The organism is Streptomyces chartreusis (assembly GCF_008704715.1).
GTDB classification, from domain to species: domain Bacteria; phylum Actinomycetota; class Actinomycetes; order Streptomycetales; family Streptomycetaceae; genus Streptomyces; species Streptomyces chartreusis.
Genome location: NZ_CP023689.1, coordinates 2,715,611 through 2,729,632, shown reverse-complemented (window position 1 = coordinate 2,729,632; position 14,022 = coordinate 2,715,611). Strand labels below are relative to the sequence as shown.

The window sequence follows — 14,022 nt, the reverse complement described above, 5'->3', positions numbered from 1 at the left end:
GATGGGCGTCATGGCCAAGACCAGTACGACGACCCAGGGGCTGCGAGCGGCGATCGAGCGCAGCGGCTACTACCCGGCCCTCGTGGCCGAGGCGGTGGAGGCCGCCGTGGGCGGCGAGCCCATCCGGTCGTACCTGGTCCACCAGGAGACCACGTTCGACCAGAACGAGGTGCGGCGCCATGTGACGGTCCTCGTCCTCACCGGCAACCGCTTCATCGTCAGCCACACCGACGAGCAGGCCGCGGACAGCACCTCCCCGACGCCGTACGCCACGACCTCGACGGAGTCGGTCAAGCTCGGCCGGATCTCCTCGGTCGTGCTCAGCCGCGTCGTCGCCAACCCCGAGCAGTACACCGTGGGCACGCTGCCCCGCGAGGTGGTCCTCACCATCGGCTGGGGTGCCGTCTCCCGCATCGACCTGGAGCCCGCCGCCTGCGGCGACCCCAACTGCGAGGCCGACCACGGCTACACGGGCAGCTCGACGGCGGACGATCTCAGCCTGCGCGTCAGCGAGGCCGGCGACGGACCGGAGACGGTGCGCCAGACGCTCGCCTTCGCCCAGGCCCTGTCCGAGGCGACCGCGGACCTCACGCGCTGATGTCCCAGTCCGCACAGTCCACCGCCTGGGACCCCCATCCGGAACCCCTCGCCGTCACCTCCGCGCCGTCCCCCGAGTACGGCAGCGGCTCGCTCGCCGACCTGCTGCCCACGCTGGCCGCCGGCATGGCGGTACCGGGCATGACCGCCACGATCGGCGAGCTGACCCCCGCCGACCGCAACTGCGTGTTCCTGATCGACGGCCTCGGCTGGGAGCAGCTCAGGGCGCACCCCGAGGAAGCCCCCTTCATGAGCGCGCTCCTCGGCAGCTCGCGCGGCGGCACCGGACGCCCGATCACCACCGGCTACCCGGCGACCACCGCGACCTCCCTCGCCTCCGTCGGCACCGGCCTCCCGCCGGGCGCCCACGGCCTGCCCGGCTACACCGTGCGCAACCCCGACACCGGCGAGCTGATGAACCAGCTGCGCTGGAACCCGTGGACGGCGCCGCACGTCTGGCAGCCGTACCCGACCGTCTTCGAGCTGGCGCACCGGGCGGGCGTGCACGCCGCCCAGGTGTCCTCGCCCACCTTCCAGAACACCCCGCTGACCAAGGTCGCACTCAGTGGCGGAACGTTCCTCGGGCGGCTGACCGGCGAGGAGCGCATGGACCTCGCGGCCGAGCAACTGGCCGCGGGCGACCGCTCCCTGGTCTACACGTACTACGCCGAACTCGACGGCGCCGGCCATCGCTACGGCGTCGACTCGGACACCTGGCGCGGCCAGCTCATGCACGTCGACCGGCTCGTCCAGCGCCTCGCCGAGCAGCTCCCGGCGCGCACCGCGCTCTACGTCACCGCCGACCACGGCATGATCGACGTGCCCTTCGACGAAGAGCACCGCATCGACTTCGACGAGGACTGGGAGCTGCGCGCCGGTGTCGCCCTGCTGGGCGGCGAGGGCCGCGCACGGCACGTGTACGCGGTGCCGGGCGCCGCGAACGACGTCCTGACCTGCTGGCGCGAGGTCCTCGGCGAGCAGTTCTGGGTGGCCTCGCGCGCCGAGGCGATCGAAGCGGGCTGGTTCGGACCGCAGATCGACGAGCGGGTCCACGACCGCATCGGCGACGTCATCGCCGCCGCCCGCGACGACGTCCTGATCATCGCCTCCGAGCGGGAGCCGAAGGAGTCGGCGATGGTCGGCAACCACGGTTCGATGACCCCCGCCGAGCAGCTGGTCCCCCTGCTCGAAGTACGCTCCTGAAGCCTCCCCTCGACCCCTTGTTGCCGAAAGGTGCTCAACTCCACATGCCCGAGCTGGTGTTCTTCTCCGGAACCATGGACTGCGGGAAGTCGACACTGGCTCTGCAGATCGAGCACAACCGTTCGGCGCGTGGTCTCGCGGGCATGATCTTCACGCGCGACGACCGCGAGGGCGAGGGCAAGCTGTCCTCACGGCTCGGCCTGGTCACCGACGCGGTGGAGGTCGAGGACGGCATGGACCTGTACGGCTACATGGTCGACCACCTCTCCCGCGGCGGCCGCGCGGACTACGTCATCGCCGACGAGGCCCAGTTCCTCGCCCCGGTCCAGATCGACCAACTCGCCCGCGTGGTCGACGACCTGGGCCTGGACGTGTACGCCTTCGGCATCACCACCGACTTCCGCAGCAAGCTGTTCCCCGGCTCCCAGCGCCTGGTGGAACTCGCCGACCGCGTCGAGGTGCTCCAGGTCGAGGCCCTGTGCTGGTGCGGCGCCCGTGCCACCCACAACGCCCGCACGATAGGCGGCGAGATGGTCGTCGAGGGCGCCCAGGTGGTCGTCGGTGACGTCAACCAGTCGGACGCCGTCGGCTACGAGGTCCTGTGCCGCCGCCACCACCGCCGCCGGATGACGGCGGCCAGCGCACGGGCGGCGGCGCTGTCCCCGGACGTGCTGCCGGTGCAGCCGGCCTGAGTCGCGCGGGAGTCGTCAGCGCGGGTTCTGGATCACGGAGAACCGGGCGCCCTCGGGATCCGCGACCGTCGCCACCCTGCCGTGGGCGCTGTCGTGGGCCGGCCGCAGGACATGGCCGCCGAGGCCGACGATCCGCTCCACCGCGTCGTCCGCGTCGGCGACTTCGAAGTACGTCATCCAGTGCGGGCCCCGGTCGCGGGGCAGGGCGCCGCCGACGCCGTGGATGCCGGCGACCGGGCGGCCGTCGAGGTGCAGGCCGACGTAGTCGAGGTCGGCGGCGGCCGCCGCCTCCTCCTCGTAGCCGAACACCGTCTCGTAGAACTTGGCGACGGTCACCGTCTCGAAGGTCACCAGCTCGTTCCAGGCCGGGGTGCCGGGCACGCCGGTGATGGCCGTGCCGAGGTGGGCTGCCGTCTGCCAGATGCCGAAGACGGCGCCGGAGGGGTCGGAGCAGATCGCCATCCGGCCGGCCTCGGCGGCGTCCAGCGGGCCGACGCCGACGGTGCCGCCGCACAGCCGTACCGTGTCGGCGGTCTGGTCCACGTCGTTCGAGGCGAGGTAGGGCGTCCAGGCGACGGGGAGGTGGCGGTCAGGCGGCAGCTGGCCGATGCCGGCGACCTCACGGCCGTCGAGCAGGGCCCGCACATAGGGGCCGAGCTGCTGCGGGCCGGGGCGGAACTCCCAGCCGAACAGCGCTCCGTAGAACTCCTGGGTCGCGGCCAGCCCGTGCACCATCAGGCTCACCCAGCAGGGCGTGCCGGGCGCGTGCCGAGCGTGCGTCACGCCGTTCGGGCCGGCCGACCCCCGTGCCTCGGTCATCGTCACTCTCTCCTCGGCCCCTCGCGGTGGCCGCGTCTCATCCGCTGTCCCGCCCCCCGTGCCGATGCTCGCACCGCCCGTGGTCGCGCGCGCTGCGGGCACGCCGCCGCACGACGGCCGCCGACCGGAGGATGCCCGCTGTGCGATGGACTGCCCGTTTCCGTGCGATTGCCGACGGATGTCGATCGGCTGTACAGCATGTGCCCGATCCCGTACGCCTCGTGATCGGGCCTGTCCGGCGGGCAGAGTATCCGGAGCGGGGCGATGCGGCCACCCCGTGCGCGAGGATGGTGGCCATGAACGCCATCATCACCGCATCCGACCTCGCGAGCGCGCTGACGGGGCAGCAGCCGCCGGTGCTGCTCGACGTCCGCTGGCAGTTGAGCCTGGCCAAGACCCCTGGCGAGCCCCCGTTCGACGGCCGCAAGGCCTACGAGTCGGGTCACGTCCCCGGCGCGGTCTACGTCGATCTGGACCGCGAACTGGCCTCCGCGCCCGGTTCGCACGGCCGTCACCCCCTGCCCGACTTGGCTGAATTCGGTACGGCGATGCGACGGGCGGGCGTGTCCTCGGGGACGCCGGTGGTCGTGTACGACGGCGGGCAGGGCTGGGCGGCGGGCAGGGCCTGGTGGCTGCTGCGCTGGACGGGTCACCCCGATGTGCGGGTCCTCGACGGCGGACTGCCGGCCTGGCAGGGCCCGCTGGAGACCTCGGTGCCGACGCCGGCGGAGGGCGACTTCGAGCCGGTGCCGGGCGCGACGGGCCTGCTCGACGCCGACGGCGCCGCGGTTCTCGCCCGGTCGGGGGTACTGCTGGACGCACGAGCGGGTGAGCGTTACCGCGGCGAGGTCGAGCCGATCGACCCTGTCGGCGGCCACATCCCCGGCGCCGTGTCCGCCCCCACCAACGAGAACGTCGCCCCGGACGGCCGCTTCCTGCCCGCCGAGGAACTCGCCGCCCGCTTCAAGTCCCTGGGCGCCCGTGAGGACACCCGGGTCGGCGTCTACTGCGGCTCGGGAGTCTCCGCCGCGCACGAGGCCCTGGCCCTGGCGGTCGCCGGCATCCCGGCGGACCTGTACGTCGGCTCCTGGTCGGAGTGGTCCTCGGACCCGTCCCGTCCGGTGGCCGTGGGCCCGGATCCGCAGTAGGACCCGTACACAGATCGAGGGCCGCGTTGCGAACAACGCGGCCCTCGTCCTCGTACGGCCGCACGGGCGGCTGTACGACCGGCGGTTACCGGCTACTCCTGCTTCTTCCTGCGGGTGCCGAACACGATCTCGTCCCAGCTCGGGACGGCGGCCCGGCGGCCCGGACGGACGCCGTCCGCCTCGGCCTGGCGGTCGGTGGCACCGATGAGGCGATCGCGGTGGCTGCCCACGGAGCGGGGCATGAGGACGTCCGCGTAGGCGGAGCCGGCGGACGCGGCCGGAGCGGGAGGCTCCTCCGCGGCCGGTTCGGCCGGCGGATCCTCCACCTCGGGCTCCGCAGGCCGCTCGGGGACCACCATGTCGCCACGGAAGCTCGGCACCGCCTCCAGCAGGCTGGTCAGCGAGTCCCGCTCCTCCGCGGTCTCCTCGACCGGTTCGGAGGCCTGGGCCGGCAGGCTCGGCCGCGCGGTGTCGAGGGCACGGTCCATCGAACGCTCACGCGGAAGCCGGGCGATCCGCGGCACGAACGGGAAACTGGGCTCCGGTGCGGCGAGGTCGTCGGACTCGCCGATCAGCGAGCGCGCCTCCTCGTCGACGGCCTGGACTAGCCGCCGGGGCGGGTCGTAGGTCCAGCTCGCCGAGTGCGGTTCGCCCGCCACCAGGTAGACCAGCAGCACTTCCCAGGTGCCGTCGTCGCGGCGCCACGAGTCCCACTGCACGGTGTCCTTGTCGGCGCCGCGCAGCGGCAGCCGCTCCTGGACGGCCTCGCCGAGCTGCGGACCCGCGGCGTTCTCACCGGGCCGACGTACGGGAGTCTTGCGCGCCCGCTCGGCCATGAAGGCACGCTCGGCGAGCACAGGACCCTCGAAGCGCCGCACACGGTCGACGGGGATGCCGGCGAGCTGGGCGACCTCTTCCGCGGTGGCACCGGCGCGTATACGCGCCTGGATGTCGCGGGGGCGGAGATGGCTCTCCACCTCGATCTCGATCTGGCCGAGACGCGGACGGTCGCCGCGCACGGCTGCGCGCAGGCGTTCGTCGATCGGAAGGGTGTACTCCGTTGCGTCGGCAGCCTTCAGCACCAGCCGTGTGCCGTCATTTGAGACGGCCACGACACGCAGTTCGGGCATGGGGACCTCCCGGGTGGTGCCTGCCGACGTCACGTGCGTCGCTGCTTCCGCTAGTCGAGTGTGGCCTGCCCGGGTGCAGCCTGCCACAACCTTGCCGAGTTGCCCGGCGTGTCGGGCACGGGCCCTGGATCGCCGTTATGGCACGGTTACCTATTCGCAACGCTAAGTGACCAACTCCGTCACCCTGTGCAACTAGCCCCCTCCCGGCGGTCCTTGAAGGCCACGGATGCCCAGGCGGGAGACCGGACCCAGGGCTCGCCACAGTACTCCATTTGGGCCACGTGCGTGGATTGGCACGCCGCCCAACTTCTGGCAAGAGGCGTGACTCGGCCGTGGGTTGGGCGGTTTTGGACCTTGAACGTGGCGTACTTCACGCAAATGTCAGAAACGGAACTAATGCTTTCGACCGTGCGTGCCCCTGCCGCGCAGTTGGCCGGAAGGGCGGGCCCGCGGACCGGGCGCTACGCGCCCAACACCCTCCGCAGGTAGTCGTTCTGGAAGAGCCGGTCGGGGTCGAGCCGGTCCCGCAGGGCGGTGAACTCCTCGAAGCGCGGGTAGACCCCGGCGAAGTACTCGGCGTCGCGCGTGTGGATCTTGCCCCAGTGCGGGCGCCCCTCGTGCGCCGTGAAGATGTGTTCGGCGGAGGTGAAGTACCGCTGGAACGGAGTGCCCTTGACCATGTGGACGGCGATGTACGCGGTGTCGCGCCCCGAGGCGGTGGACAGGGTGATGTCGTCGGCCGGCGCGGTGCGCACCTCGACGGGGAAGCTGACCCGCAGGCCGGAGCGCTCGACCATGGCCTTGAGTTCGCGCAGCGTCTCGACGACGGCCTCGCGCGGAACGGCGTACTCCATCTCCACGAAGCGCACCCGGCGCGGTGATGTGAAGACCTTGTAGGGGATGTCCGTGTAGGTCCGCGCGGAGAGGGCCTTGCTGGAGACCTGGGCTATCGCCGGGATCGTGGCGGGTGCCGCGCGGCCGACCCACTGGGCCACCTGGAAGACGCCGTTGGAGAGCAGTTCGTCCTCGAACCAGCCCGCGAGCTGCCCCACCGGCTTCTCCGGGCCCGCGCTTCTGTTGTTGCGCTTGGTGTTGGTGCTGCCGGTGTGCGGGAACCAGTAGAACTCGAAGTGCTCGTTCTCGGTCCACAGTTCGTCGAACTCCGCCAGGACCCGTGCGAGCGGCATCGGCTCCTCCCGCGCGGTCAGCAGGAAGATCGGCTCCACGGCGAAGGTGATCGCGGTGACGACGCCCAGGGCGCCGAGGCCGATACGGGCCGCCGCGAAGACCGCGCGTTCTTCATCGGTCCCCTTCTCGGAGCAGGTGAGCACCGAGCCGTCGGCGGTGACCAGTTCCAGGGCCTTGATCTGGGCGGCGATCGAGGCCGAGTCGCGGCCCGTGCCGTGCGTGCCGGTGCTGGTGGCGCCCGAGACCGTCTGCTCCATGATGTCGCCCATGTTCGCGAGCGACAGGCCCTCGCGCGCCAGGGCCACGTTGAGGCGCTTGAGCGGGGTGCCCGCCTCGACCGTGACCGTCCCGGCCTCGCGGTCGATGTGCCGGATGCCGGTCAGCAGCTGAGGGCGGACCAGCACACCGTCGGTCGCGGCTATGGACGTGAAGGAGTGCCCGCTGCCGACCGCCTTCACCTTCAGGCCGTCCTCGGCGGCCCGGCGTATCGCCGCGGCCAGTTCCTCCACGGACGCCGGAGCGACCTCCCGCGCGGGGCGGGCGGCGACAGTGCCGCCCCAGTTACGCCACGTGCCGTTCTTCCCGCTCGCTGTGCTGCTCAACGGTGCCCTCCCGACGCGGAGCCGGCCTGCTGAGCCGGCGGTACCCCAGGAAACCGACCGCGACCGCGACGGCCCCGGACACCGCCGGAACCCCGTACCCGGCGTCCGCGCCGGCCGCGTCGATCACCCAGCCGGCCATGGAGGAGCCGAGCGCGACCCCGACCGCCAGCCCGGTGCTCACCCAGGTCATGCCCTCGGTCAGTTGCGCGCGTGGTACGTGCTCTTCGATCAGGGACATGGTGGTGATCATCGTGGGAGCGACGGCCATGCCCGAGACGAACAGCGCCACGGCCAGAAACGGCAAGTTTCCGACCAGTAGGAGGGGGATCATACTCACGGCCATCGCGCATATGCCCAGCAGCCAACGACGTTCGGGCGCCCCCTTGAAGCGCAGCAGCCCGAAGACGAGGCCCGCCGCGCAGGAGCCCGCCGCGTACAGCGCGAGGACGAGGCTCGCGGCGCTCTTGTGCCCCTGCTCGTCGGCGAAGGCCACGGTGACCACGTCGACGGCCCCGAAGATCGCGCCGGTCGCCACGAAGGTGGCCACCAGCACCTGGAGCCCGGGGGCACGCACGGCGGAGCTGCCGCCCTGCTTCTCGCGCGGATGCGGCGCGGGCTCGGTGGCGTGCTGCGCGGTCAGCCAGAAGACGCCGACCGCCAGGAAGCAGCCCGCGAGCAGCGGCCCGGCCTCGGGGAACCACGCCGTCGACAGCCCGATGGAGATGATCGGCCCGAAGATGAAGCACACCTCGTCGATCACGGACTCGAAGGAGTACGCGGTGTGCAGCTGGGGCGTCCCCCGGTACAGCGCGGCCCAGCGGGCCCGGATCATCGCCCCCACGCTCGGCACGCAGCCGATGCCGACACAGGCCACGAACAGCACCCAGTCCGGCCACGAGTAGTGCGCCGCGAACAGCAGCAGGGCGCCCGCCGCGAGCGAGATCAGCGTCGCCGGGCGCAGCACCCGGGCCTGCCCGTACTGGTCCACCATGCGCGAGACCTGAGGGCCCGCCACCGCCGCGGCGAGCGCGATGGTGGCCGACAGGGCGCCGGCCAGGCCGTACCGCCCGGTCAGCTGGGACACCATGGTCACCACGCCGATGCCCATCATCGACAGCGGCATCCGGCCGAGGAGACCCGCGGCGGAGAAGGCCTTGGAGCCGGGGGCGGCGAACAGGGCGCGGTAGGGGCTGGGCACGGGGGTCTCCGGTCAAGGCGGAAGCAGGCGTGGACGGGTGAGGCTCTGGAGCGCGCGGTAAGGCGTGTCGCCAGCCGAGACAGCTTACGAGTTAGGTGACCCTAACGCACCCGTACGGGCGAACGGGGAACCCGGGTCGACACCCCGCCGTTTCCCGGCTGTCAGTACCGGATGACAGGATCGACCCATGCCAGACGCGCGCGATGCCAGCCCCTACGACGCCTTGCTCCTGCTCTCCTTCGGCGGCCCCGAGGGCCCGGACGAGGTGATCCCGTTCCTGGAGAACGTCACGCGTGGGCGGGGCATCCCCACCGAACGCCTGAAGGAAGTCGGCGAGCACTACTTCCGGTTCGGCGGCGTCAGCCCCATCAACGACCAGAACCGCGCCCTGCTGGACGCCCTGCGCAAGGACTTCGCCGAGCACGGTCTGGATCTGCCGATCTACTGGGGCAACCGCAACTGGGCGCCGTACCTGACGGACACGCTGCGCGAGATGGTCACCGACGGCCACCGCCGCATCCTGGTCCTCGCCACCAGCGCGTACGCCTCCTACTCGGGCTGCCGCCAGTACCGCGAGAACCTCGCCGACTCGCTGGCCGCGCTGGAGGCCGAGGGCCTCGAACTGCCCCGGATCGACAAGCTGCGGCACTACTTCAACCACCCCGGCTTCCTGGAGCCGATGATCGACGGCGTGCTGCGCTCCCTGGCCGACCTTCCCGACGACGTCCGGGCCGGCGCGCACATCGCGTTCTCCACCCACTCCATCCCGACCGCCGCAGCCGACAGCTCCGGCCGCGTCGAGGACCACGGCGACGGCGGCGCGTACGTCGCCGAGCACCTGGACGTGGCCCGGGTGATCGCGGACGCCGTGCGTGAGCGCACGGGCAGGGACCACCCCTGGCAGCTCGTCTACCAGTCCCGCTCCGGCGCCCCGCACATCCCCTGGCTGGAGCCCGACATCTGCGACCACCTCGACGAGCGGCACGCGGCCGGCGTCCCGGCCGTCGTGATCGCGCCCATCGGCTTCGTCTCCGACCACATGGAGGTCCTCTACGACCTCGACACCGAGGCCAAGGACAAGGCCGCGGAGCTGGGCCTGCCGATGCGCCGCTCGGCCACCGTCGGCGACGACCCGCGTTTCGCCGCCGCGGTCCGCGACCTCGTCCTGGAGCGCGCCGCCGTGGAGCGCGCCGAGGAGGTCACGCCCTGCGCACTAGGCGCGCTCGGCGCGAGCCACAACCTCTGCCCGGTCGGCTGCTGCCCGTCCCGCGCACCCAGGCCCGCCGCAGCCGGCGCCGACAGCCCCTACGCATGAGGAGCCCCGTGACCGACGCCCTGCCCACGGAACTGCTCACCCTGGCCCGGGAGGCGGCCCGCCGCGCCGGTGAACTCCTGCGCGACGGCCGCCCGGCCGACCTCGCGGTGGCCGCGACCAAGTCCAGCCCGATCGACGTCGTCACCGAGATGGACATCGCCGCCGAGAAGCTGATCACGAACCTGATCTCCGAGCAGCGCCCCGACGACGGCTTCCTCGGCGAGGAGGGCGCCTCCACCGAGGGCACGAGCGGTGTCCGCTGGGTGATCGACCCTCTCGACGGCACGGTGAACTACCTCTACGGACTGCCGACCTGGTCCGTCTCCATCGCCGCCGAGCAGGACGGCGAGACCGTGGCCGGCGTCGTGGCGGCCCCCATGCGCGGCGAGACGTTCCACGCCGTGCGGGGCGGGGGCGCCTGGGCGACGGGCCCCTGGAAGGGCGAGCGCCGGCTGACCTGCCGGCCCACGGCCCCCCTCGACCAGGCCCTGGTCTCGACCGGCTTCAACTACGTCACCGAGGTCCGCACCCACCAGGCCGACGTGGCCCGGCGCCTGATTCCCCTCCTGCGCGACATCCGCCGGGGCGGCTCGGCCGCGATCGACCTGTGCGACCTGGCCGCGGGCCGCCTGGACGGCTACTACGAGCGCGGCCTCAACGCCTGGGACTTCGCCGCCGGCGACCTCATCGCCCGCGAGGCCGGCGCCCTGACCGGCGGCCGCCCAGGAGAACGCCCGTCCCGTGACCTGACGGTCGCCGCGACGCCGGGAGTCTTCGAGCCCCTCCAGCAGCTGCTGGAGGACTTCGGCGCCTGGCACGACTGACCCGACGGACAGGCACGAAAAAGGCGGCCCCCGGCGCTGGATTCGCCGGGGGCCGCCGTTGTACCGAAAAGCCGTTGTGCCGAAAAGCCGATCAGACGCCAGACGCGCTGACTTCCACACCATGCTCGGCCGCGAGGCGGCGCAGGTCGTCGAGCTCGCCCTGCTCCACCTCGACGAGGAAGTCGTCGCCCTCGTCACGTGCCCGCGTCAGGTCGGACTCGGTCGTCTTTATGCGCTGCAGAAGTCCTGCGGTGAATGCGTCCATGCTGCGCCCCCTCGTCCTGGGTCGTGGGTCGGTGGCACGGGGGTGTGCCGTTCGGAAGGGGCGATCACGTCTCCAGTAGGTGCCCAGCGCTGCCCATGCCGGGCGGCGACGGTGCCGGACACCCACACCCGCTCTGCGGAAAGCGGATCCCCTCGTACCGCAAGGTGGTGCGGCACAAGCAGAGCGTGATCGCGGGGTGTACATGCCGTCCTCCCCGCGGTCCCTCCCACGGAAACCTCAACCGGAAGAGAAAATCTCGCATTCCCGGGCCTCACACCTGTCCTGCATGCTCCGCTCACCCGTCTTACCGCCGACTTATGGCCGAAAAGGGCAGGATGGAGGCCGAGAGACCCGACAAACACCCCTGCCCACGTGCGGCACAACCGCTACGCGGGTGGACACAGGAAGGACAAGCGACGTGCGCGTACTCGTCGTCGAGGACGAGCAGCTGCTCGCCGATGCGGTGGCCACCGGACTGCGCCGGGAGGCCATGGCCGTCGACGTCGTGTACGACGGTGCGGCCGCCCTGGAGCGCATCGGCGTCAACGACTACGACGTGGTCGTCCTCGACCGCGACCTCCCGCTCGTGCACGGCGACGACGTCTGCCGCAAGATCGTCGAACTCGGCATGCCCACCCGCGTGCTGATGCTCACGGCCTCCGGGGATGTCAGCGACCGGGTCGAGGGACTGGAGATCGGCGCCGACGACTACCTTCCCAAGCCCTTCGCGTTCAGCGAGCTGACTGCACGCGTGCGTGCCCTCGGCCGCCGCACCAGCGTGCCGCTGCCGCCCGTCCTGGAGCGGGCCGGCATCAAGCTGGACCCCAACCGCCGCGAGGTCTTCCGCGACGGCAAGGAGGTGCAGCTCGCGCCGAAGGAGTTCGCCGTGCTGGAGGTGCTGATGCGCAGCGAGGGCGCGGTCGTCTCCGCCGAGCAGCTCCTGGAGAAGGCGTGGGACGAGAACACCGACCCGTTCACGAACGTGGTGCGGGTGACCGTCATGACGCTGCGCCGCAAGCTGGGCGAGCCGCCGGTCATCGTGACCGTCCCGGGTTCCGGCTACCGGATCTGATCCGCCATGGCCGCCACTCCCGCGCCTCCCCAGGCGCCCCCGAAGCCCACCTGGGACCCCCGCAGGTCGGAGCCGCCCTTCCCGTGGCTGCGCCCGACGATCCGGATACGGCTCACGCTGCTGTACGGCGGGATGTTCCTGATCGCCGGCATCCTGCTGCTGTCGATCATCTATCTGCTGGCCGCGCAGGCCATCAACACCGGCAACGAACCGCTGTTCAAGATCGTGGGCGGCGCCGAGCTCAAGGTCACCAGCGACAACTGCCCCGCGATCAACAACGCCTCGAACCTCACCTACCCGCAGTTCAACGACGCGGTCAGCGCCTGTATCGACGATCAGCGCCGGGTCGCCCTCGACGATCTGCTCAGCCGGTCGCTGCTGGCCCTGCTCGGCCTCGCGATCATCGCCTTCGCCTTCGGCTACGCGATGGCCGGCCGGGTCCTGTCGCCGCTGGGCCGCATCACCCGCACCGCCCGCGCGGTGGCCGGCTCGGACCTGTCCCGCCGTATCGAGCTGGACGGCCCGGACGACGAGCTGAAGGAGCTGGCCGACACCTTCGACGACATGCTGGAACGATTGCAACGGGCCTTCACCGCCCAGCAGCGCTTCGTCGGCAACGCCTCGCACGAGCTGCGCACCCCGCTGGCGATCAACCGCACGCTGCTCGAGGTGCACCTCTCCGACCCGAACGCGCCGGTGGAGCTCCAGCAGCTCGGCAAGACGCTGCTGGCCACCAACGAGCGCAGTGAGCAGCTCGTGGAGGGCCTGCTGCTGCTCGCCCGCAGCGACAACCAGATCGTCGAGCGCAAGCCGGTCGACCTCGCCGAGGTCGCCGAGCAGGCCGTCGACCAGGTGCACGCCGAGGCGGAGGCCAAGGGGGTGGTGATCCGCGGCGAGCAGAAGACCGCGGTGGTCCAGGGCAACGGCGTCCTGCTGGAGCGCATCGCCCTGAACCTGGTGCAGAACGCCGTGCGGTACAACGTCCCGGAGGACGGCTGGGTCGAGGTCACCACCGAGATCCAGCACGGACAGGCGGTCCTGGTCGTCTCGAACACCGGGCCGGTGGTGCCGGCGTACGAGATCGACAACCTCTTCGAGCCGTTCAGGCGGCTGAGGACGGAGCGCACGGGCAGTGACAAGGGTGTGGGCCTCGGCCTCTCCATCGTGCGGTCGGTGGTGCGGGCCCACGGCGGCCACATCTCGGCCCAGCCGCGTGAAGGAGGCGGGCTCGTGATGCGAGTGACCCTGTCGGTCTGAGAGCATGTGCGCCGACACACGCCGCTGGCACGGGGATGTTCGCTTTGCGCGGAATTTTCTGAGCGCTCGGCGAGCGGAACCGTGTGTGATCGATCACAAGGGCGAATTTCAGGCCATCTACTCTCCGTGATCATGCGGGCTGTCGGAAAGCCGGGAAAATCCGGGTTTTCGGGGGTCTTGATCACGGGAAGTACAGGGTGAGACGCCTTTGAACTGCGGCATTAGGACCGTGTACGGTCCCGTTCGCCATCCAAGCCGATCACTCTTGAGGAGTCCGGTTGGGTGTCGATTGAGTAACAGACCTTGATGTGAGGCAAAATCTCCGCCTCGGGTCGGGCACAAGTCCGGCCTCTCACGCGTTACGTGCGCTGGAGACACCGCAGACACCCAGAGGGGGAGAGCGACATGGCAACGGATTACGACACCCCACGCAAGACCGACGACGACGTCGACTCGGACAGCCTTGAAGAGCTGAAGGCACGGCGGAACGACAAGTCGACGTCCGCTGTGGACGTGGACGAGTTCGAGGCCGCCGAGGGCCTTGAACTGCCCGGCGCGGACCTCTCGAACGAGGAGCTGGCCGTCCGGGTGCTGCCGAAGCAGCAGGACGAGTTCACATGCATGAGCTGCTTCCTGGTGCACCACCGCAGCCAGCTGGCCCGGGAGAAGAACGGTCAGCCGATCTGCCGCGACTGCGACTGAGGCCGGGTCG

14 protein-coding genes are annotated in these 14,022 nt (G+C 71.2%); 9 read left to right on the top strand and 5 right to left on the bottom strand.

Features of this window, described 5'->3' with window-relative positions; genetic code table 11:
* Window positions 1-10: 10 nt before the first annotated feature.
* Genes CP983_RS11345 through CP983_RS11335 form a run of 3 tightly spaced genes read left to right on the top strand, consistent with a single transcriptional unit; the run spans window position 11 to window position 2,492 of the window.
* Window positions 11-598 carry a DUF5998 family protein gene (locus CP983_RS11345; protein ID WP_030956635.1) on the top strand — a complete coding sequence of 196 codons (588 nt, stop codon included), beginning with the start codon at window positions 11-13 and terminating at the stop codon, window positions 596-598.
* Complete coding sequence (locus CP983_RS11340) at window positions 598-1,800, top strand: alkaline phosphatase family protein (RefSeq protein ID WP_125525900.1); 1,203 nt, start codon at window positions 598-600, stop codon at window positions 1,798-1,800. The genes CP983_RS11345 and CP983_RS11340 overlap by 1 nt, the downstream gene beginning before the upstream one ends.
* A gap of 44 nt (window positions 1,801-1,844) precedes the next feature.
* Window positions 1,845-2,492, top strand: a complete 648-nt coding sequence (locus CP983_RS11335; RefSeq protein WP_107907493.1) for a thymidine kinase — start codon at window positions 1,845-1,847, stop codon at window positions 2,490-2,492.
* A 15-nt stretch (window positions 2,493-2,507) separates the two neighbouring features.
* Here CP983_RS11335 and CP983_RS11330 read toward each other — a convergent pair whose 3' ends face one another.
* Window positions 2,508-3,311, bottom strand: coding sequence for a VOC family protein (locus CP983_RS11330; RefSeq protein WP_150499517.1), 804 nt, complete (start codon window positions 3,309-3,311; stop codon window positions 2,508-2,510).
* Between the two features lie 296 nt (window positions 3,312-3,607).
* Between CP983_RS11330 and CP983_RS11325 the strand changes: the two genes are divergently transcribed.
* Window positions 3,608-4,459: a sulfurtransferase gene (locus tag CP983_RS11325; RefSeq protein WP_150499516.1), complete on the top strand. Its 852-nt coding sequence runs from the start codon at window positions 3,608-3,610 to the stop codon at window positions 4,457-4,459.
* 92 nt (window positions 4,460-4,551) lie between these two features.
* Here the strand turns inward: CP983_RS11325 and sepH are convergent, their stop codons facing one another.
* The 3 genes from sepH to CP983_RS11310 all read right to left on the bottom strand — a co-directional run bounded on the left by sepH (window position 4,552) and on the right by CP983_RS11310 (window position 8,577).
* Window positions 4,552-5,589, bottom strand: coding sequence for a septation protein SepH (gene sepH / locus CP983_RS11320; RefSeq protein ID WP_150499515.1), 1,038 nt, complete (start codon window positions 5,587-5,589; stop codon window positions 4,552-4,554).
* A gap of 461 nt (window positions 5,590-6,050) precedes the next feature.
* Window positions 6,051-7,379: a D-arabinono-1,4-lactone oxidase gene (locus tag CP983_RS11315; RefSeq protein WP_150499514.1), complete on the bottom strand. Its 1,329-nt coding sequence runs from the start codon at window positions 7,377-7,379 to the stop codon at window positions 6,051-6,053.
* Window positions 7,339-8,577 carry an MFS transporter gene (locus CP983_RS11310; protein ID WP_107907498.1) on the bottom strand — a complete coding sequence of 413 codons (1,239 nt, stop codon included), beginning with the start codon at window positions 8,575-8,577 and terminating at the stop codon, window positions 7,339-7,341. The genes CP983_RS11315 and CP983_RS11310 overlap by 41 nt, the downstream gene beginning before the upstream one ends.
* Window positions 8,578-8,764: 187 nt before the next feature.
* Between CP983_RS11310 and CP983_RS11305 the strand changes: the two genes are divergently transcribed.
* Together CP983_RS11305 and CP983_RS11300 are read left to right on the top strand one after the other, a co-directional pair.
* Entirely contained in the window at window positions 8,765-9,892 is a 1,128-nt protein-coding gene (locus CP983_RS11305; protein ID WP_150499513.1) for a ferrochelatase, read from the top strand.
* 8 nt (window positions 9,893-9,900) lie between these two features.
* Window positions 9,901-10,716, top strand: coding sequence for an inositol monophosphatase family protein (locus CP983_RS11300; protein ID WP_150499512.1), 816 nt, complete (start codon window positions 9,901-9,903; stop codon window positions 10,714-10,716).
* A 91-nt stretch (window positions 10,717-10,807) separates the two neighbouring features.
* On the opposite strand, the gene CP983_RS43935 is transcribed toward CP983_RS11300, so the two are convergent.
* Window positions 10,808-10,981, bottom strand: coding sequence for a hypothetical protein (locus CP983_RS43935; protein WP_163017036.1), 174 nt, complete (start codon window positions 10,979-10,981; stop codon window positions 10,808-10,810).
* A 418-nt stretch (window positions 10,982-11,399) separates the two neighbouring features.
* Here CP983_RS43935 and CP983_RS11295 point away from each other — a divergent pair, with 418 nt between their 5' ends.
* The 3 genes from CP983_RS11295 (at window position 11,400) to CP983_RS11285 (ending at window position 14,012) form a co-directional block, all read left to right on the top strand.
* Window positions 11,400-12,053: a response regulator transcription factor gene (locus tag CP983_RS11295; RefSeq protein ID WP_007385219.1), complete on the top strand. Its 654-nt coding sequence runs from the start codon at window positions 11,400-11,402 to the stop codon at window positions 12,051-12,053.
* Window positions 12,054-12,059: 6 nt separating this feature from the next.
* Window positions 12,060-13,310 carry a sensor histidine kinase gene (locus CP983_RS11290; protein WP_093865845.1) on the top strand — a complete coding sequence of 417 codons (1,251 nt, stop codon included), beginning with the start codon at window positions 12,060-12,062 and terminating at the stop codon, window positions 13,308-13,310.
* Between the two features lie 405 nt (window positions 13,311-13,715).
* Complete coding sequence (locus tag CP983_RS11285) at window positions 13,716-14,012, top strand: DUF4193 domain-containing protein (RefSeq protein WP_005481602.1); 297 nt, start codon at window positions 13,716-13,718, stop codon at window positions 14,010-14,012.
* Window positions 14,013-14,022 lie beyond the last annotated feature (10 nt).